The 17,346-nt window shown below is 66.6% G+C and carries 14 protein-coding genes and 1 tRNA gene; 5 read left to right on the forward strand and 10 right to left on the reverse strand.

Annotated features, from left to right (window positions below; all coding sequences use genetic code 11):
* Entirely contained in the window at positions 1-918 is a 918-nt protein-coding gene (locus tag ACWIKC_RS01170; RefSeq protein ID WP_454598317.1) for a tetratricopeptide repeat protein, read from the reverse strand.
* Positions 919-1,103: 185 nt separating this feature from the next.
* On the opposite strand from ACWIKC_RS01170, the gene ACWIKC_RS01175 reads away from it, so the two are divergent.
* A tRNA-Gly gene (locus ACWIKC_RS01175) sits at positions 1,104-1,178 on the forward strand.
* A 57-nt stretch (positions 1,179-1,235) separates the two neighbouring features.
* Here ACWIKC_RS01175 and ACWIKC_RS01180 read toward each other — a convergent pair.
* The 9 genes from ACWIKC_RS01180 to ACWIKC_RS01220 all read right to left on the reverse strand — a co-directional run bounded on the left by ACWIKC_RS01180 (position 1,236) and on the right by ACWIKC_RS01220 (position 12,887).
* Positions 1,236-2,417 carry a saccharopine dehydrogenase family protein gene (locus ACWIKC_RS01180; protein WP_454598318.1) on the reverse strand — a complete coding sequence of 394 codons (1,182 nt, stop codon included), beginning with the start codon at positions 2,415-2,417 and terminating at the stop codon, positions 1,236-1,238.
* Positions 2,418-2,490: 73 nt separating this feature from the next.
* Entirely contained in the window at positions 2,491-3,045 is a 555-nt protein-coding gene (dcd, locus tag ACWIKC_RS01185; RefSeq protein ID WP_454598319.1) for a dCTP deaminase, read from the reverse strand.
* Between the two features lie 56 nt (positions 3,046-3,101).
* Entirely contained in the window at positions 3,102-3,629 is a 528-nt protein-coding gene (locus ACWIKC_RS01190; RefSeq protein WP_454598320.1) for a hypothetical protein, read from the reverse strand.
* A 59-nt stretch (positions 3,630-3,688) separates the two neighbouring features.
* A complete protein-coding gene (gene putA / locus ACWIKC_RS01195) occupies positions 3,689-6,835 on the reverse strand; it encodes a bifunctional proline dehydrogenase/L-glutamate gamma-semialdehyde dehydrogenase PutA (protein WP_454598321.1) in 3,147 nt (1,048 codons plus the stop codon).
* A 77-nt stretch (positions 6,836-6,912) separates the two neighbouring features.
* Complete coding sequence (gene glpD, locus ACWIKC_RS01200; protein ID WP_454598322.1) at positions 6,913-8,439, reverse strand: glycerol-3-phosphate dehydrogenase; 1,527 nt, start codon at positions 8,437-8,439, stop codon at positions 6,913-6,915.
* Positions 8,399-9,280, reverse strand: a complete 882-nt coding sequence (mtnP, locus tag ACWIKC_RS01205) for an S-methyl-5'-thioadenosine phosphorylase (protein ID WP_454599522.1) — start codon at positions 9,278-9,280, stop codon at positions 8,399-8,401. Before mtnP ends, glpD begins: the two co-directional genes overlap by 41 nt.
* An 80-nt stretch (positions 9,281-9,360) precedes the next feature.
* Complete coding sequence (locus tag ACWIKC_RS01210; protein WP_454598323.1) at positions 9,361-9,711, reverse strand: hypothetical protein; 351 nt, start codon at positions 9,709-9,711, stop codon at positions 9,361-9,363.
* Positions 9,712-9,975: 264 nt separating this feature from the next.
* A complete protein-coding gene (locus ACWIKC_RS01215) occupies positions 9,976-12,084 on the reverse strand; it encodes a sigma-54-dependent transcriptional regulator (protein WP_454598324.1) in 2,109 nt (702 codons plus the stop codon).
* Between the two features lie 176 nt (positions 12,085-12,260).
* Positions 12,261-12,887 (reverse strand): TetR/AcrR family transcriptional regulator, encoded by a 627-nt coding sequence (locus ACWIKC_RS01220; protein WP_454598325.1) that lies wholly within the window; start codon positions 12,885-12,887, stop codon positions 12,261-12,263.
* Positions 12,888-12,983: 96 nt separating this feature from the next.
* On the opposite strand from ACWIKC_RS01220, the gene ACWIKC_RS01225 reads away from it, so the two are divergent.
* The 4 genes from ACWIKC_RS01225 to ACWIKC_RS01240 are packed head-to-tail and all read left to right on the forward strand — an operon-like array spanning position 12,984 to position 17,330.
* Positions 12,984-14,120, forward strand: a complete 1,137-nt coding sequence (locus ACWIKC_RS01225) for an ABC transporter permease (RefSeq protein WP_454598326.1) — start codon at positions 12,984-12,986, stop codon at positions 14,118-14,120.
* The gene (locus ACWIKC_RS01230; protein WP_454598327.1) at positions 14,117-14,836 is read left to right on the forward strand and encodes an ABC transporter ATP-binding protein; all 720 of its coding nucleotides are present in this window, start codon (positions 14,117-14,119) and stop codon (positions 14,834-14,836) included. The genes ACWIKC_RS01225 and ACWIKC_RS01230 overlap by 4 nt, the downstream gene beginning before the upstream one ends.
* A complete protein-coding gene (locus ACWIKC_RS01235; protein ID WP_454598328.1) occupies positions 14,836-15,903 on the forward strand; it encodes an efflux RND transporter periplasmic adaptor subunit in 1,068 nt (355 codons plus the stop codon). Before ACWIKC_RS01230 ends, ACWIKC_RS01235 begins: the two co-directional genes overlap by 1 nt.
* Entirely contained in the window at positions 15,900-17,330 is a 1,431-nt protein-coding gene (locus tag ACWIKC_RS01240) for an efflux transporter outer membrane subunit (protein ID WP_454598329.1), read from the forward strand. The genes ACWIKC_RS01235 and ACWIKC_RS01240 overlap by 4 nt, the downstream gene beginning before the upstream one ends.
* Positions 17,331-17,346 lie beyond the last annotated feature (16 nt).

A 17,346-nucleotide genomic window follows, 5' to 3' on the forward strand; every position in this document is an offset into this window, starting at 1 on the left:
TCAGCCGAACAGCAGGCGCGAGAGACGGCGACGGGTGGCGACCACCCAGGGGTCTTCCAGACCCACCGCCTCGAAGATCTGCAGCAACTTGGCCCGGGCGGCGCCCTCGCTCCATTCGCGATCGGCCTCGATCATGGCGAGCAGTTCGTCGGCAGCGGGATCGCGCTGGCCGGCGGCAAATGCCGCCTCGGCATAAGCGAGCCGGTCTTCCATCGCCCCGGCCTGAGCCTTGTCGCGCAAGCCAGCGAGTTCAGCCTCGTCAGGGGCGTTGGCGGCCAGTTCGAGCGCGGTCCTGGCGGCGTTGAACTGCGGATCCTCGACGAGCGCGGGGTTCTGTTCCGAGGCAGCAGCCATTGCGTGCTGTGCTTCCTCGATCCGTCCCGCCTCGACCAGCGAGCGAACCAGACCGGCCTGCGCAGCACCATTGTCGGGCGCCATTTCGATCACCTGCGCGAATATGCCGGCGGCGCGCCCGGCGTCGCCTTCGGACAGCACCTGTTCGCCCATGCTGATGAATTGCGCGACATCCTGCTCCTGCTTTGCCGCGGGATCGCTCGCGGCTTCGCCCAGCGGCAGTTTCTCGAGCAGCTGATCTAGCATCTGCTTGATCTGGCTTTCGCCGCGCGCGCTGGTCAGGTCGGCGACCGGCTGGCCCTGGAACATCGCATAGACCGTGGGGATCGAGCGGACCTGGAACTGGCTGGCGATGAACTGCTCTTCATCGACATTGACCTTCGCCAGCATCACGCCCTTGTCGGCATATTCGGCTGCCACCTTCTCGAGCACCGGGGTCAGTGCCTTGCAAGGCCCGCACCATTCGGCCCAGAAGTCGAGGATGACGAGTTTCGACATCGAGGGTTCGACCACTTCGGTGCGGAACCGGTCGACGGCCTTCTGTTCGTCTATGCTCAGAGCCATGCTCGCCACGTGTCGCGTCCTTTCGAAAAACGGGAATTTCCTGCGCCCCATGTGGGGCCTCGCGCGCCAATGTGAAGCCCGGATGCGGGAAGGGCAAGGCGGCGATTTTTGCCTTGCACGCATGGGGTGCCGCTGCTAATCGCGCGCCTCCCACCGACGGTTCGACCGTTCGGGAGCGTCAGTGAGCGGGCGTAGCTCAGGGGTAGAGCACAACCTTGCCAAGGTTGGGGTCGGGCGTTCGAATCGCCTCGCCCGCTCCATTGACTTGCCGTCGATCCTCCCTTTCGGGGAATGGTCCGGCACCGAACCTTTCCGGTTCAACTTTCCAATGCGAAGGTGAGCGCGGCGCGGCTTTCGAGCCGTTCGACCAGTGCTTTGCCGAGGAAGGAGCCGGGAGTTCCGACTCCACCATCGCCGGGGTTCTCCAGCAGCCCCATCCCGGTTTCCGCGATCATCCGGCTGGTCGAGCCATAGCCCGGATCGTAGCGGCCCTTGACCCCGTAGCGGATCGAGGCCTCGTCGGGAAAATCGCCTACCAGCAGGACATCGTAGGAGCCGTTCTCGCGTTCCTCGGGCGTGGGGCCTTCGCCGGGCTTGGGCGGCTTGGCGCCGAACGGGTTCTTGAGCAGCTCCAGCATCGCATCGGCGGCCTTCTTGCCCGCTTCGCCCGGGCTGGTGAGCACCATCTCGTCATAGCGGAAATCGGCGCCATAGCGGTGGCCGAGCAGGAAATTGGTGCGGTGGACGTTCTTGGTGTTGATCGCCGCCATCACGAAGGGCGCGGCCCATTTGCCTAAGTCCTCCTCGTAATGCGGCACCATGCCCGATGGCTGGTCGGGCCCCTCGAACCCCGGGGTCAGCGCGAAGGGCGAACGCAGCAGGCCGATGATTTTCGGGTTGGTCGCGGCGGCCTTCATCGTCGCGCCGAGGCTTGCAGCGGTGCCGCCCGAAAAGGTCCCGTTCATCGACCGGACGCGGCCGCGAATGGACGGGGCAGGTTTGCCGCGGGTCGCCAGCGCATGCTCCTGCAGCATCAGCACGCCCAGATCGAAGGGGATCGAATCGAAGCCCGAGGAGAAGCAAATCCGCGCGCCGCTGGCCTTGGCGGCCTCGTGGTGGAGGTCGATCTGCTCGCGCATCCAGGCAGGCTCGCCGCACAGATCGGCATAATCGGTGCCGGTCTCGACGCAGGCCGCGACCAGCGCATCGCCATAGAGCTGGTAGGGGCCGACCGTGGTGAGCACGACTTTCGTGCGGTTGCACATCGCGAGCAGGTCGGACTTGCTGTCGGCATCGGCGACCACCAGCGGGGTGGTGGCGGGCGCGCCGATTTCGTCGCGCACCGCTTCGAGCTTGGCCAGGCTGCGCCCCGCCATCGCCCATTTGGGCGCGTCGGGGCCGTCGCCATATTCGCGCAGGAAATGTTCTGCGACCAGCCGCCCTGTGTAGCCGGTCGCCCCATAGACCACGATATCGAATTCGGCGGTGCTCTTGCTCATCTCGCTCTCCCGTTGAGCGCAGAATGCGCGCGCCGAGAGGCGGTGTCAAAACCGTAGCGTCAGGGCCGCTTTGCTAAAGCTTGGGCAGGGTGACCCCGCGCTGGCCCATGTATTTGCCCGCGCGGTCGCGATAGCTGGTCTCGCAGCGCTCGTTGCCCTGGAGGAACAGGAACTGGCAGGCGCCTTCGTTGGCGTAGATCTTTGCAGGAAGCGGGGTGGTATTGGAAAACTCCAGCGTGACATGGCCTTCCCAGCCCGGTTCGAGCGGGGTGACGTTGACGATGATCCCGCAGCGCGCATAGGTCGATTTGCCCAGGCAGATAACCAGCACGTCCTCGGGCACGCGGAAATATTCGACCGTCCGGGCCAGCGCGAAACTGTTGGGCGGGATGATGCAGACATCGGTCTGGCGGTCGACGAAGCTACGTGGGTCGAACTGCTTGGGGTCGACGATCGTCGAATCCACATTGGTGAAAATCTTGAACTCGTCGGCGACGCGCGCGTCATAGCCGTAGGAGCTCAGCCCGTAGGAAATGCAGCCATCGCGCCGCTGCGCCTCGGTGAAGGGTTCGATCATGCCCTCGGCCTGCGCCTTGGAGCGGATCCACTTGTCGGAAAGAATCGCCATGCGCCGACGATCCTTCACCCGGCGTCGCCGCGCAAGCCTCGTGCCTGCGCTTTTCCCTAATCGATCTGCGGCGCGCGCAGCTGCGGGTTCCTCGCGGTGACATGGTTGAGCCATTTTTTGGGGCGGCGCAGCATGTCCTCGGGATAGGTCACCCGCACCCCGACGATCTGCGCGATCGCGCCGACGAAATGGATGCAATTGCGGGTGTCGAGGCTGTAGAACTTGCCAGGCGCATCGCGCCAGCGCGCCACTTCCTTGCGGATCGCCCAGTATTTCGCATCATCGATGGTGAGCGTGAAATGCTGGTTGGTCCGGTCGATCCATTTGTCCCTCTCGGTCAGGATCACATGCTCGACCGGTCCGGCCAGCACTGCGGGCGAGGCACTTTTGGCAGAAAAGCCGTAATTCTCCTTGATCGGCGTCCCGTCTTTCAGTTCGCCTTCCAGCGACACGAAGGTGTGTGGATAGCGGCCGAACAGCACCGAACCGTCGAAGCTGTGGAAGGTCACCCGGATTTCTGCCGACGCGGCGGCAGCCCAGAAAAAAGCGGTGAGGGCGAGTGCGAGCTGGAGAAGACGTGCCATGGCAAAGCCTCTAACCCAGGGCCGCTTTAACCTTCAATGAAAACTCCTGCTGGCGTGCGTCAACCCGCGAGCAGACTGGCGTTCCCGCCCGCCGCGGTGGTGTCGATGCAGACCACCCGTTCCGTGGCGAAGCGCGCGACGTAATGCGGCCCGCCCGCCTTCGGCCCGGTTCCCGACAGGCCTTCGCCGCCGAACGGCTGGCTTTCTACCACCGCGCCAATCTGGTTGCGGTTGACGTAGAAATTGCCGACCCGGGCGCGTGCCTCGACGAATTCGCGCGTCGTCTCGATCCGGCTGTGGAGACCGAGCGTGAGCCCGTATCCGGTGGCGTTGATGTCATCGACCACCTTCTCGAGTTCGCTCGCCTTGAAACGCGCGACATGGAGCACCGGGCCGAAGTTCTCGCGCCGCAGGTCGGAAATCGATTCCAACTCGATGATGGTGGGAGCGACGAAGCAGCCATTGGCCACGCCGCGCGGAAGCTTGCGCCGCCACACGGTGCGTCCGTTCTTGCGGCGGCGTGCGACGTGGCGTTCGAGCGCGGCCTTGGCGTCCGGATCGATCACCGGGCCGACATCGGTAGCGAGTTCGGCCGGGTCGCCGATCACCAGCGCCTCGAAGGCGCCGCGAATCATGGTCACCATCTCGTCGAAGACCTCGTCCTGGATATAGAGCATCCGCAGCGCCGAACAGCGCTGGCCCGCGCTCTGGAAAGCCGAGGCGACGACATCGCGCGTCACCTGCTCGGGCAGCGCCGAGCTGTCGACGATCATCGCGTTCTGGCCGCCGGTTTCGGCGATGAAGGTGGCGATGGGGCCGTCGCGCGCGGCCAGCGACCGGTTGATCGCCTGCGCGGTCTCGGTCGATCCGGTGAAGGATACGCCCGCGATGCGCGGATCGGAGGTGATGAACTGGCCGACCTCGCCCGCGCCGGGGAGCAGCTGGAACACCTCGCGCGGGATGCCTGCCCGGTGACACAGCTTGACCGCCAGCGCGGCGATCAGCGGGGTCTGCTCGGCAGGCTTGGCGACCACGCTGTTGCCGGCGGCGAGCGCCGCGGCGGCGGGGCCGATGAAGATCGCGAGCGGGAAATTCCACGGCGAGATGGTGGCGAAGACGCCGCGCCCGGCCATGGTCAGGCGGTTTTCCTCGCCAGTCGGTCCGGGCAGCGCGAACGAGCCCGAGAACAGCCGACGCGCCTCGCCGCCATAGAAGCGGAGGAAATCGACTGCCTCGCGCAGCTCCAGCACCGCATCGGGCAGGGTCTTGCCTGCCTCGCGCTGGCACAGAGAGATGAATTCGTCGGTGTGCGCCTCGAACAGATCGGCCGCTTCCTCGAGCAGCAGCGCGCGCTTTTCGCCGCCCAGCGCGTTCCAGCCCGGCTGCACCGCCTCGGCGATCCGGATGGCCTGCTCGACCTCTTCGGGCAGCGTGTCGCGCCGTGTGCCGACCTCGACGGTGAGGTCGTGCGGCTTGGTGATCGGCGCGACCTCGCCTTCCTGGTCCTCGAAGTGAAAGGTCGGCTCGGCGTGCCAGCGGTGGCCGCGCAATTTTTCGAGCCGTTCGATCAGCGGTTCGCGCACCAGCGGATCGCCCAGATCGACGCCCGCGCTGTTGATGCGGTCGGGGAAGATGTCGCCCGGCAGCGGAATGTCGGGATTGCGCTTGGGCTCGAGCGCGGCGAGCTCGGCCACCGGGTCGGTCGCGAGATCCGCGGCGGGCACGTCGGCATCGGCCATGCGGTTGACGAAGCTGGAATTCGCGCCGTTCTCGAGCAGGCGGCGCACGAGATAGGCAAGCAGATCCTTGTGGCTGCCCACCGGCGCATAGATCCGCACCGGGGTGCGCGCGTTGCCCTCATGCTTGGCGAGCGCGCCATAAACGTCCTCGCCCATGCCGTGCAGCCGCTGGAACTCGAAGCCGCCCTCGCGCGAATGGCTGCGCGCGAGCGCCTTGATCGCGCCCACCGTATAGGCGTTGTGGGTGGCGAAGGCCGGGTAGATCGCATCGCCCGCTGCCAGCAGCCGCTCGGCGCAGGCGAGATAGGAGACATCGGTCGCAACCTTGCGGGTGAAAACCGGGAAATCCTTGTAGCCGCCCACCTGGCTCAGCTTGATCTCGGTATCCCAATAGGCACCCTTGACCAGCCGGACGAACAGCTGGCGGCCGTGGCGCCGCGCGAGCTTGGCGGTCCAGTCGCACAGCGGCGCGGCGCGCTTCTGATAGGCCTGGATCGCGAGGCCGAAACCGGTCCAGCCGCTGGTGGTGCCATTGGCGAACAGCGTGTCGTCGGCGACCAGCGCCTCGAGAATGTCGAGCGAGAGTTCGAGCCGTTCGGCTTCCTCGGCATCGATGGTGAAATGGATGTCGGCATCGCGCGCCTTGCCCGCCAGATCGCGCAGGATCGGGACCAGCGCCTCGATTGCGGCCTCGCGGTGGAAGAAATCGTATTTGGGATAGAGCGCGGAAAGCTTGACCGAGATGCCCGGCGAGCCGTGAACGCCGGCGCCCGCCTCTTTCGCCAGCCGTTCGATCGCGCCTTCATAGGCGAGGCGATAGCGGTCGGCATCGGCATAGGTCATCGCCGCTTCGCCCAGCATGTCGAAGCTGTGGGTGAGGCCACGAGCGCGTTCCGGGGCGGCGCGCTTGAGCGCTTCGGTCATGGTCCGCCCGAAGACGAACTGGCCGCCGAGAATACGCATCGCCTGCAGCGTCGCCTTGCGGATCACCGGTTCGCCAAGGCGGTTCATGGTGCTCTTGAAGGTCCGCGCCAGACCGCGCTGCTGCTCTTCGGGCCGTTCGAGCACTTCGCCCGTGAGCATCAGCGAGAAGGTTGCGGCGTTGACGAAGGTCGAACTCGATTCGCCGAGATGCTCCGACCACTCGATATCGCCGATCTTGTCGCGGATCAGCGCATCGGCGGTGCGGCTGTCGGGGACGCGCAGCAGGGCTTCGGCAAGGCACATCAGCGCGATGCCTTCCTCGGTGGCGAGACCGAACTGGTGCAGGAAGGCATCGATGCCGCTCGGCTTCTGGCGCCGGGCGCCTTCGACCAGCACGATCGCGAGCGCCTGCGCCTCCTCGTGCAATTCGGCAGCTGGCAGGGCCTGTGTCAGCCGTTCCGCGACGCACTCTTTCTCGTCCTGTCGATAGGCGAGGCGGACGGAGTGGCGGTCGAGAAGCGTGGTGGGGTCGTTACGGGCCATGGGAAGGAAACTCGAATGTTCGATTTGCGACAACATGTGCGGTATCGGGCGGCCCTTGGACCCGCTCGCGCGGGCAATCAAGCGGAGTCGCCGCCCTGCTTGTCCAACCAATCCGCGACGCGCCGTTCCGTTTCCGCCGGCAGGTGCAGGCCGAGCTTGCTGCGCCGCCAGAGGATGTCTTCGGGCGTCCGCGCGAATTCCTCTTTCACGAGGTAGCGCAGCTCCGCTTCGTAAAGATCGCCACCGAAATGATCGCCCAGCCGGTCGAGCCCGTCGGCGGTGCCGACGACCCGGTCGATCCTTGTCCCATAGGCGCGGGCCAGTCGCAGCAACATCTCGGGTGGCATCCAGGCGTAGCGTTCGCCCGCGCGCCACAGGAAAGCGGCGAAATCCGCCATCTCGCCACCCGGCAGCGGCGCCTCGCGGGTCCACTTCTGACCCATGGGCAGATGTGTTGCGAGCTTGCCCAGCGCGTGTTCGGCCAGCTTGCGGAAGGTGGTGATCTTGCCGCCATAGATAGAGAGGATCGGCGCCCCGTCCTTCGCTTCCAGCTCGAACACATAGTCGCGCGTCACGGTGGAATTCTTGGCCGAACTGTCCTCGTAGAGCGGGCGCACGCCGGCGTAGGTGGACACGATCTCGTTGTCCGAGATACCGCTTTTGAAATACTCCCCGGCGGCCTCGCGCAGATAATTGCGCTCCTCCCGCGAGATACGCACGCTGTCGAGATCGCCCTCGAACAGCTGGTCGGTGGTGCCCACCAGCGTGAACTCGCGTTCGTAGGGGATGGCGAAGACCACCCGCCCGTCGCCGTTCTGGAAGATATAGGCGTGCTCGCCGGGATATTTGCGCGGGACGATGATGTGGCTGCCCTTGACCAGCCTGAGACGCGCGGGAGTGCCTGCGCCCAGCGCGTTGCGGGCGACCGCGTCCACCCAGGGCCCCGCCGCATTGGCGAGCGCGCGCGCTTCGACGATCCGCGTGGTCCCGTCCGCGCTGCGCAAGGTCGCGCGCCAGTGCGACGGGTGCCGTTCGAGCGCGATGCATTCGGTCCGCGTGAGGATTTGTGCGCCGCGATCGCGGGCGTCCATCGCGCACAGCACCACCAGCCGCGCGTCCTCCACCCAGCAGTCCGAATATTCGAACCCGCGGGTCAGCCGGTCCTGCAGCACGCCGCCATGCGGTGGCCGGGTGAGGTCCACCCCGCGGCTGCGCGGGAGGCTGCGCCGCCCGCCGATGGTGTCGTAGAGCGCCAGCCCGATACGCAGCATCCAGCCAGGGCGGAGGCCCTTGTCGTGAGGCAGCACGAAGCGCAGCGGCCAGATGATATGCGGTGCGGCTTTCAGCAGCACCTCGCGTTCGCGCAGCGCCTCGGCGACCAGCCGGAACTCGTACTGTTCGAGATAGCGCAATCCGCCATGAACCAGCTTGGTGCTGGCCGATGAGGTGTGCGAGGCGAGGTCGTCCTTTTCGCACAAGGTGACCGACAGCCCGCGCCCGGCGGCGTCGCGGGCAATGCCCACGCCGTTGATGCCGCCGCCTATGACCAGCAGATCCTGCAAATCAGCCCCGGTCCTGCGCGAACAACCGTCCCGCCACCGCATCGAGTTTTGCCATCAGCCCGCGATCGCGCTGCTCGGGTGCGGTAATCACCGCGAAGTCCAGCGCGCGGTCGATCGGCGAGGGTTCGCGCCGGGGCGGGAGCGAACGAACCAGCTCCTCCACCGTCCTGCGCGCCAGTGCGCCATTGGCTTCCATCTGCGCCATGATCGATCCGACATCGACCGCCGCCTCGCCGTCGCGCCAGCTGTCCCAATCGGTGACCATTGCGAGCAGCGCATAGGGAAGCTCGGCCTCGCGCGCGAGCTTGGCTTCGGGCATCCCGGTCATGCCGATGACCTGCGCGCCCCATTGGCGATAGAGCTTGCTCTCCGCGCGGGTCGAGAACTGCGGGCCTTCCATCGCCAGATAGGTGGCGCCGCGCTTTGCCTCGCCGCCCGCCTGCTCGACCGCCTTGGCGGTGAGATCGGTCAGCCGCTCGCACACCGGATCGCCCATCGCGACATGCGCGACGAAGCCATTGTCGAAGAAGGTCGAGGGGCGGCCCCTGGTGTTGTCGATGAACTGGTCGACCAGGACGAAGCTGCCCGGCGGCAGCTCCTCGCTCAGCGAGCCGACCGCCGAGATCGCGAGGATATCGGTGCAGCCCGCACGTTTCAGCGCATCGATATTGGCGCGCGCGTTGAGCTGGCCGGGCAGTACGCGGTGCCCTCGGCCATGGCGCGGCAGGAAGCGGATTTGGACATGGCCGATCCGGCCGCAGAGAATTTCATCGGACGGCTCGCCCCAAGGCGATTGGACCGGAATCCATTGCTCGTCTTCCAGCGCCTCGATGGCGTAGAGACCCGATCCGCCGATAATGCCGATGACCCACTCGTCGCTCACTGCAATTCCCGTCGCTGTTGGCACCGGGGTGGGGTTAGCGGCTTATCACGCTGCTGCAAGCATAGGGGGCATTTGGGCGCCTATTGCCGCACCTTCATCAGCATATCGGTAAGCGCGCGCGCGGTCTTGCGGAGCACGCCGCGCATCGCGAATTCCACCACATGCGCGGCGCGGGTCTGATATTCGATGATGAGATCGCGCAGGCTGAGCACCGGAAGCCCCCAGATGAAGCTGATCAGCGGCCGCACGCGGACCCGCTTCGCCACGATCTCGATCACCAGCGGCTGATAGGGTCCGAACGGCTCGATCGTCTCGGGATCGGCCGCGAACAGCAGCAATTTCCCGAGATGGCTGTCATCCATCTCGAAGAGAGCGCCGGGCTGCGGCGCGACGAAGCCGGCGAGCAGCGGCTTGACCAGCTCGATCGCCACCGCCGGATCGATCGCGCGGTCGGTGTAGTAGAGCCCGATGGTGATCTTGCTGACGGGTTCAAGCGTCGCTCCCCGGGCATTCTGGTAGTCTGCATGGAGCGCTGCGGCGAGGCTCCCGCCGATCGCCAGCTGCAGTTCGTATTCGTTGCGCTGGTCGAAAATCCACGCGGCGTAGAGCGCACGGACCAGCTCGTCGATCGCGTCGCGCTGGGCCGCGATCAGCGCCGCCCGCCCCGCGACATGCGCCTGCAGCCGGGCCGAAAGTCACTGGCCGAAGCCGATCGCATCGGCCATCGGCGCGGCATCGACCGACAGTCGGAAGCGGGCGCGGGCTTCCTGGTCGGTAAGCGCTTCGGCCTGCGGCATCCATTCGATGAAATATTCGGCGAACTCGGCTGCGAGCAACGGCTCGATGTCCATGTCGTAGGCGGTCGCGAAATACTCGCGCACCATGGTGAGATATTCGTCGATGTAATAGGCATAGCCGGGGATCGGCATGCCCTCCGTCGGGCGGATGATATCCTGCGCGAGCTGGACCCATTGCTCGCGGCATTCGATCGTGTCGCGGCGCGGCATTCCGACATCGATCAGCTCGGCCTTGCAGCTCCGGCTGAAGGGCGTCTCCTCGTCGTCCTCGTCCCGATCCTCGTCGGGCGTCTCGGGCATCGTGCCGGGATCGGGGGCGGCATCGTCGAACGGATCGACCGGTACGCCGACCGGCAGCGGGAGGTTGATCAGCGGCGCGGCATTGGCGTTGAGCAGCGAGTAGAATTCGGCCTTCTTGCGCATCAGCGCGACGAGGAGCCGGTTGGAAACCTTGCGGTAGACCTCGTACCATTCGTCTGCTGGCAGGTCGGGATTGATCAGGACCTGGCTATCCCAGTCATTGGCGCCATCCTGAGGCCGACCGAACAGATAGGCCAGCGCGCGCCCGCCCTTGAGGAAGAACCGGACATGCGGCTGCACGTCGGGGTTCATCACCACCCGCTCGAGATCGATCATCGCATGCGCCAGCCAGTCGCTCATCCGCGAGGACGCCACCCCGCCGATCGCCGCGAGTTCGGCGAGATCTATTGGCTCCGCGAAGCTCACGCCAAGATGGCGCATGGCCTTGGCCAGAGCTCCGTCAAGATCGGGAAACTCGTCCCGAGGATCGAGGGCGCGCGAGGCCCATCTGTCGAGCGCGGTGACCGTGGGCGCGGGCCACTCGACAATCGCTTGCGCCGAGTCTGTCTGCGAATCTGGTGCCATTGCAGGGGCATGCCGCCGAATATCGCGCGCACCGATCGGCGCGGTGCCGGTCATTGTTGCCAACCGTCCCAGCAGGCGCTCGATCTCGGCCAGGTTCTCCGGCCAGTCGTAGGCAAGGCAGGCTTCTATGAGCTCGTCTGAAAGCTTGCGATCCGCATCATAACCCAACCGGGTGATCGTATCGCGGGCAAGCGCATCGATATCGCCCCTGCGTTCGCGCAAGGGGGGCACTCTGGCTTCCAGGACCGACAGCTCGCTCGCCAGCTCCCGCGAGAAGCGCCCCTCGGTCACGAGCCGCGGCAGTTCCAGTGTGGTCGAGGCGATGATGCGGGGCGCGCGTTGCATGCCGGTGTGCGTCCAGAGCGCGAGGCGGGAAGGAAGGTGCCGGAGCAGGGCGGATTGCATCGGCAGCGACAGACGGTCGATGGCAGAGAGGTAGAGAGTTCCGTCCTTGGCTCGGTCGAGCCATTCGCAAGCGGCACTGTCCGGATCGCTGCAATCCACGGCGACGAAGGGCTTTTCAGCCTGCGGCCCGCAGCAATGGATCGCGGCAGCGGCGGCCAGCTTCTCGGTCCCGAATTCGCCCTGCAGTAGCACCGGTAGCGGACTCGCCGAGGCGGCTTCCACGAACCGGTCCAGATCGCGCATCGCGCTGCTCAGCCCAATCAGGCGCAGCGGCTGGCCCAACCGTCCCAGCGACCATTGCTCGAGCCGGTCGCGCATGACCAGGCGGCCGCATTGCCGCGCGAACTGTGGCAGAAGTTCGGACAGCAGGCTCGCGGTATCGGTTGGCGCAATTGTTCGGGGATGCATCCAGCCCAGCGAGCGACCGGCGTAGGTAATCTCAACTGTGAATTCTGCTCCCGGCGACCCTCCCGGCTTGCCCGCAATCACTGTTCCGGGAGGCTGGCCCGAGGGCGCTTCCCAGCACGATCCGAGCCCCCGGGCCTGACGCTCCACCGAAAGCACGCCGATTGTGTCGATCTGCATCGTCAGCGAATGAAGCCTGCCATGCGACACCATCGCGCAGGCCAGGGCTTCGAGCGTGGCTGGCAGATCGCGATAGGATCGTCCGACACTCTCGAACAGGCGTTCGCCGATGCTCTCCCTGGTGAATGCCACAGGCCCCCCAATCAGCGCCCGGAGCAATGAATGGGGTGGGACACTCGCTCCGCGCAAACGCGGCGGTATGGAGAATGGAGCTTTTTTCGGGACCTCGAGATGCGTTTCGCGCCTCTGTCGCAAGCTTCCGACCGCCTGCGAATTGCCGCAGGAATGGAGCTAATATTCCAGCCCGGTCAGCCGGTTGCGTAGGCCCGGCAGAAGACCTCGACCGCGCCGTCGATCCGTTCGCGGTCGCGCGCCTCGTCCTTGGGCATGCCGAAGCGGCGGTCGAGATCGCCCATGCCCTTGCACATCGCCGCGAACTGCTCCGCCGCCAGATCGGGATCGTCGATCGCGACTTCGCCCGCGGCATTCATCGCCGAGAGCAGCGCGGCGAACCCCGCCTTCATCCGGTGCGGCCCGGCGGCAAGAAAGGCCTCTCCGATCGCCGGTTCCTGCTCGGTCTCTGCGGCAATGCGGCGCTCGAACTGGACCATCTCGGGGCGTGAGAGGAAAGCCGACATCGCCTCGCCGATCGCGGTCAATCGGGCGCGCAGATCGGCGCCTTCGGCGGGAGCTATCGAGAAATGGTCGCGCAGCCGCTCGCATTCGGCCTCGACCGCGGCGGTGAAGAGCCCGCGTTTGTCGCCGAAGTGATTGTAGACCGTCACCTTGGACACGCCCGCATCGGCGGCGACCTGTTCGATCGAGGTGGCGGCGAAGCCGACATCGAAAAAACTGCGTCCGGCGGTCCGCAGGATCGCCTCGTGTTTGGCGAGATCGGTGGGTCGGCCCTGCTTGATGCCCTGACTGCTTGACAAAGTGAACGGCTCCGTTCATTTAAACGCTGTCGTTCAGTAATGGCGGGTGCGGGTCGATCCGACAAGCCCCCCAGCCAGACGGGGGTATTTCAACGTATGCTCTGGATCGCGATCCGCATGCTGACCGGCGACAAGCAGAAATTCTATGGCCTGGTGTTCGGAATTGCGTTTTCGACGCTGCTGATCACCCAGCAGTTGACGATCTTCGTCAATCTCGTCGAGCGCGGGGCGAGCGGGGTCTACAACGTCCCCACCGCCGATGTCTGGGTGATGGACGAGGTCAGCCGCACCACCGATGTCAATTTTCCGATGCCCTCGACCGCGCTCGACAAGGTGCGCAGCGTCCCGGGTGTCGAATGGGCGGTGCCGCACTTGCGCGCCAATGCCTCGGTGCGCAGCGGCGATGGCGATCTGGAGGGCGTAAGCGTGATCGGGGTCGACGATGCGACGCTGATCGGCCTGCCCAAGCGAATGGCGCAAGGCAGCGCCGATGTCCTGTCGCAACCCGACAGCGTCATCATCGACGATGTCGGCACGACGCGAATGTTCGAAGCCGGCCAGAACCCGATCGGCCAGCGGCTCGAGCTCAACGATCAGCGTGCGGTCATCCTGGGTATTGCCGATGCCATCCCCAGCTTCACCAGCCAGGTCACGCTCTATACCAAATACAGCCGGGCGCTGAACTACGTGCCCGGGACGCGCAACCGGATGAGTTTCGTGCTGGTCGGCGCGTCGGACGGGACAACACCCGCCGAATTGACCGAGCGCATCACCGAACTGACCGGCCTGCGCGCTCGAACCCGCGACCAGTTTGCGCAGGACGGCGTGGATTTCATCATCCAGAACACCGGCATCCCGCTCAATTTCGGGATTACCGTGATGCTCGGCTTCATCGTTGGCGTGGCGATCGTCGGGCTGACCTTCAGCCTCTTCATCCGCGACAACATCAAGCAGTTCGGGGCATTGAAGGCGATCGGGGTCACCAACGCCAAGATCCGCGGCATGGTCGCCAGCCAGGCGGCACTGGTAGGGCTGGTCGGTTATGGCCTTGGGGTGCTCGGCACCGTGGCCTTCATCTGGGGCTTCTCCGCCAATCCCACCTTCAAGGGGTTCTACATCCCGTGGCAGGTGCCGCTGGTCAGTCTCGCCGCGGTCACGCTGATCCTGGCGCTGACCGGCTGGCTGGCGCTGCGCAACGTCCTCAAGACCGAACCCGCCTCGGTGTTCCGGTGAGCGCCTCCACCCCCGCCGGTGCCGCAATCAGCACGCGCGCCGTCACCCGCGATTTCAAGGCGGGGCAGCAGACCATCACCGTGCTCCACGGCATCGATCTCGACGTGCAAGCGGGCGAACTGACCTATCTCGTCGGAGAGAGCGGTTCGGGCAAGACGACGCTGATCTCGATCATGTGCGGGATCCTGTGGCCGACCCAGGGCGAGGTCGAGGTGTTCGGTACCGACATCTACAATCTCACCGACACCCAGCTGGTCGAGTTTCGCCTCAACAACATCGGTTTCATCTTCCAGCAGTACAACCTCATCCCGTCGATCGATGCCGCCTCGAACGCCGCGGTGCCGCTGATCGCGCAGGGAATGGACCGGCTCGAAGCGCGCGAGCGCGCGGTGGCGATGATGGAAAAGCTCAATATCGGCGACCAGGTCGACAAACTGCCCAACCAGCTCTCGGGCGGCCAGCAGCAACGCGTCGCGATCGCCCGCGCGCTGGTCCACGAACCCCGGCTGGTGGTCTGCGACGAGCCCACCGCCGCGCTCGATGCCCGCTCGGGCCGCCGGGTGATGGACCTGCTGCGCGAAGTCGCGGTGGCGGAGGATCGCGCCTGCATCATCGTTACCCACGACAACCGCGTTTTCGATCTCGCCGACCGTATCCTGGTGCTGGAGGACGGGCGGATTACGCATGATGGCACAACCATGCCGGAGGACCACTGATGGCGATATTACCCGAGAATTTCAGTTTTTCGCGCCAGGGCCTGCCGATCATCGCTGTGATCGGCCTGGTCGGGGCGGCGATCTTCGTCGGCTCCGGCCTCCCCGATCGCCAACTCGAGGAGCCGGACCGCGAACCGCCGCGCGCGACGGGCGAGCTGGCGGGTTCGCCGCGGGTCGCTGGCGCGGGCGTGGTCGAGCCTTCGAGCGAGACGATCCAGGTGGGCACCGCGCTGTCGGGTCTGGTGACCGATCTGCGCGTGCAGCCCGGCGACTATGTCGCCAAGGGGCAGCCGCTGTTCGTGGTCGACACCCGCGCGCTCCGGTCGCGGATCGCAGAAACCGGGGCCGCGGTCGGCGAGGCGCGCGCGGCCATCGCCGAGGCCCGCGCCGCGATTGCCGAAGCACGCAGCGCCGAAACCACCGCCGGGCGCCAGCTTGGGCTCTACCGGGAGGTCGAGGATCCCGCGGCGGTCAGCCGTGCCGAAGTCATCCGCGCCGAGGGCGAGGCGAATGCGGCGCGCGAACGCCGGCAGCTGGCCGAGGCCCGGCTCGCGGCGGCACAGGCAAGGCTCGCCAGCGCGCAGGCGCAGGTCGGCAGCGCGCAGACCGAACTGGGCCGCGCCACCGTCCGCGCACCGATCGCGGGCGAGATTCTCGCGGTCAACATCAGGCCCGGCGAATATCTCTCGACCATGGGCGGCGGGGGCTCGCAGGCCTTCATCGAGATGGGCGAGACCCGCCCGCTGCATATCCGCATCGATGTCGACGAAGAGCAGGCGCCCCGTGTCGCGCTTGGCGAATCGGCGATCGTCTCGCCGCGCGGTGCGGCGGAGCGTCAGGTGAAGGCGCGCTTCGTCCGCGCCGAACCGCGGGTGGTGCCCAAGCGCTCGCTGACCAACAGCGCCGCCGAACGGGTCGATGTCCGGGTGCTGCAGATCATCTACGAACTGCCCGACGCCGACGGGCTGTTCCGGGTGGGCCAGCAGGTCGATGCCTTTATCCCGGCGCGCGACAGCGCAGGCCGCCGGGCTGAGGGCGAGGGCGCAGGCGAGGGCGCGGCGCGATGAGCGCTCGCCTGCTCGTCCTTGCGTCGGTGCTGACCTTGGGCGCCTGTGTCGCCGGTCCTGCGCCCGATATCGATACGGCGCCCCCGCCTTTGTCCGAAAGCTTTGCCTTTGCGCCCGATGCCGCCACCGGCGGGTCGTTAGCCGCGCTGCTGCCTTCGGAGGATCCTGCCTATACCGGCCTTACCGCGCTGGCCCTGCTCGATGCCCCGACGCTGGCTCAGGCCGCCGCGCGGATCGAGATCGCGCGTGCAGGCGTCGCCCGGACCGGCGCCGAGCGCCTGCCCTCCATCGGGGTCGATGCTTCGGTTGCGGGAGTGCGGACCAATCCCGACCAGTTCGGAACCACGCTGCCTCCGGGCGCCGCGATCGATACCGAGCGGGTCCGCTACGGTGCCAATGTCACTGCCAGTTGGGATGTGGACCTGTTCGGACGGCTGCGCGCCCGCGAGGAAGCGGCGCAGGCGCGGCTGGATGCGGCGGGGTTTGAAGCCGCGGCGGTGCGCAATGCCTTGCTGGCGGAGATCGCCGCCGCGGTAATCGACTGGCGTACGCTCGCCGCGCGCCAGACCGCGCTGGAACAGGACCTCGCCGCTGCTGGCGAATTGATGCGATTGGCCGGGGTGCGCGAACGCGCCGGTATCGCGCCGGGCTTCGATCGCGTCCGGGCGGAAGGCGCGGCGGCGGCGAGCCGCAGCCGGATCGCGGCATTGTCCAGCGAACGCGCCCGGATCGTCGGTCGGTTGGTCACATTGACGGGCCAGCCCGGCCAGCGCGTGATCGAGGCGCTTCGATCTTCGCCCGTTGCTCCGGTCGGACCCGCGCCGCCCGTGGCCCTCCCAAGCGAACTTCTCGCCAACCGCCCCGACGTGCTGGCAGCGGCGGCCAATCTGGCGGCCGAGGATGCCGAGCTCGCGGCCACCGCCGCGCGGCGGTTTCCGCAATTGACGCTCTCCGCGGCGCTCGGCCTGCTGTCCTTCGATCTCGGAGGATTGTTCGACGAGGATGCGATCGTCGGGTCGGCAGGCGGGAGCCTGCTGGGCCCGCTGCTCGATTTCGGGCGCATCCAGGCGGATATCGATGCTGCTGCGGCAAGCAAGCGTCTCGCTTTCGCCACCTACCGCGATGCGGTGTTCACCGCGCTGGGCGACGCCGAAACGGGTTACGGTCTGGTCGCCGCCGCCGATCGCGAATTGGCCGCCGCGCAACAGGAGCGAGCCAGCGTCGAGCGCGCGGCGCGGTTGGCGGAAACGCGCTTCCGCTCGGGGCTATCGGATTTCCTGACCGTGCTCGAGGCGCGCCGCGCGGCCGATGCCAGCGGCGAACGCGCGGCCGCCGCGCGCGGCCGGGCGCTCCGCGCGCGGGTGCTTTTGTGGCAGGCTCTGGGCGGGACGCCCCTGACCGCTCCGGATATGTCCGAAGGGCCTTGAACCGCCGAATTTCCTT

It is taken from the genome of Qipengyuania sp. SM2507 (assembly GCF_053714505.1).

Coding starts and splice junctions, on each gene's coding strand:
- putA (WP_454598321.1), bottom strand. CDS start 6,835: ATGGCCCGTAACGACCCCACCACGCTTCTCGACCGCCACTCCGTCCGC.
- ACWIKC_RS01190 (WP_454598320.1), bottom strand. CDS start 3,629: ATGGCACGTCTTCTCCAGCTCGCACTCGCCCTCACCGCTTTTTTCTGG.
- ACWIKC_RS01170 (WP_454598317.1), bottom strand. CDS start 918: ATGGCTCTGAGCATAGACGAACAGAAGGCCGTCGACCGGTTCCGCACC.
- ACWIKC_RS01225 (WP_454598326.1), top strand. CDS start 12,984: ATGCTCTGGATCGCGATCCGCATGCTGACCGGCGACAAGCAGAAATTC.
- ACWIKC_RS01180 (WP_454598318.1), bottom strand. CDS start 2,417: ATGAGCAAGAGCACCGCCGAATTCGATATCGTGGTCTATGGGGCGACC.
- dcd (WP_454598319.1), bottom strand. CDS start 3,045: ATGGCGATTCTTTCCGACAAGTGGATCCGCTCCAAGGCGCAGGCCGAG.
- ACWIKC_RS01240 (WP_454598329.1), top strand. CDS start 15,900: ATGAGCGCTCGCCTGCTCGTCCTTGCGTCGGTGCTGACCTTGGGCGCC.
- glpD (WP_454598322.1), bottom strand. CDS start 8,439: ATGCGGTGGCGGGACGGTTGTTCGCGCAGGACCGGGGCTGATTTGCAG.
- ACWIKC_RS01235 (WP_454598328.1), top strand. CDS start 14,836: ATGGCGATATTACCCGAGAATTTCAGTTTTTCGCGCCAGGGCCTGCCG.